The sequence below is a fragment of the Streptomyces sp. NPDC111516 genome (assembly GCF_055635345.1).
In genome coordinates, this window is sequence record NZ_JBVKBV010000077.1 from 1 (window position 1) to 1,123 (window position 1,123).

1 protein-coding gene is annotated in these 1,123 nt (G+C 64.2%); it reads right to left on the bottom strand.

Annotated elements, in window-relative coordinates:
* Positions 1 to 1,122, bottom strand: a complete 1,122-nt coding sequence (locus tag ACZ7L9_RS38105; protein ID WP_471422102.1) for an IS630 family transposase — start codon at positions 1,120 to 1,122, stop codon at positions 1 to 3.
* Between the last annotated feature and the right edge of the window lies 1 nt (position 1,123).

Genomic DNA, 1,123 nt, shown 5'->3' on the forward strand with positions numbered 1-1,123 from the left:
CTAGTGTCCTGCGCCGGAGATCCGTCGACAGAAGCGGGCGAGGGAGTCGAGGATCTCCTCGGCCGTCTTGGTCCAGACGAACGGTGTTGGGTTTTCGTTCCACTCCTTGACCCACGAACGGATGTCGGCTTCCAGGGAACGCACGCTTTTGTGGGAGCCGCGGCGGATCTTCTGGTCGGCAAGGAAGCCGAACCACCTCTCCACCTGGTTGATCCAGGACGAACCGGTGGGGGTGAAGTGCAGCTGGAATCGGGGGTGTTTGGCCAGCCATGCCTTGATGGCCGGCGTCTTGTGGGTGCCATAGTTGTCGCAGATCAGGTGGATCTGGAGATGCCCAGGAACCTCCTTTTCGATCTTGATGAGGAACTTCTTGAACTCCGCTGCCCGGTGTCGACGGTGCAGCGAGGTGATGACTTCGCCGGTCGCGACGTCGAAGGCCGCGAAGAGGGTGGTCAGACCGTTACGGATGTAGTCGTGGGTACGCCGCTCGGGCATGCCCGGCATCATCGGCAGCACCGGCTGAGACCGGTCCAGCGCCTGGATCTGCGACTTCTCGTCCACCGACAGCACCACCGCCCCTTCGGGCGGATTGAAGTACAGCCCGACCACGTCGTAGACCTTCTCCACGAACAACGGGTCCGTCGACAGTTTGAACGTGTCCGTCAGATGAGGCTTGAGATGGAACTTCCGCCAGATCCGGCCCACGGTCGACTTCGACAGCCCACTGCGGTCGGCCATCGACTTGCGCGACCAGTGGGTGGCATTCTTCGGCATCTCCTCCAACGTGCTGACCACGACCGCCTCCACCTGATCGACACTGATGGTGGGCGGCCGGCCCGGCCGGGGCTCGTCCACCAACCCGTCCAGCCGGCCGGCCAGGAACCGCCGCCGCCACTTGCGGACCGTATCCGCCGCTACCCGAAGATCCCGCGCCACCACAACAATCGGCGGAACGTCAGGGCCTGCACACGCCAACACGATCCGCGCCCGTAACGCCACCGCCTGCGCAGACGTCGCCCGCCGGGCCCAACGCTCCAACACCGCACGCTCGTCAGCGGACAACAACAACGGTTCCAGCTTCGGACCACGACGCGGTGCGGGCACACCCGCAGAAACACTCATA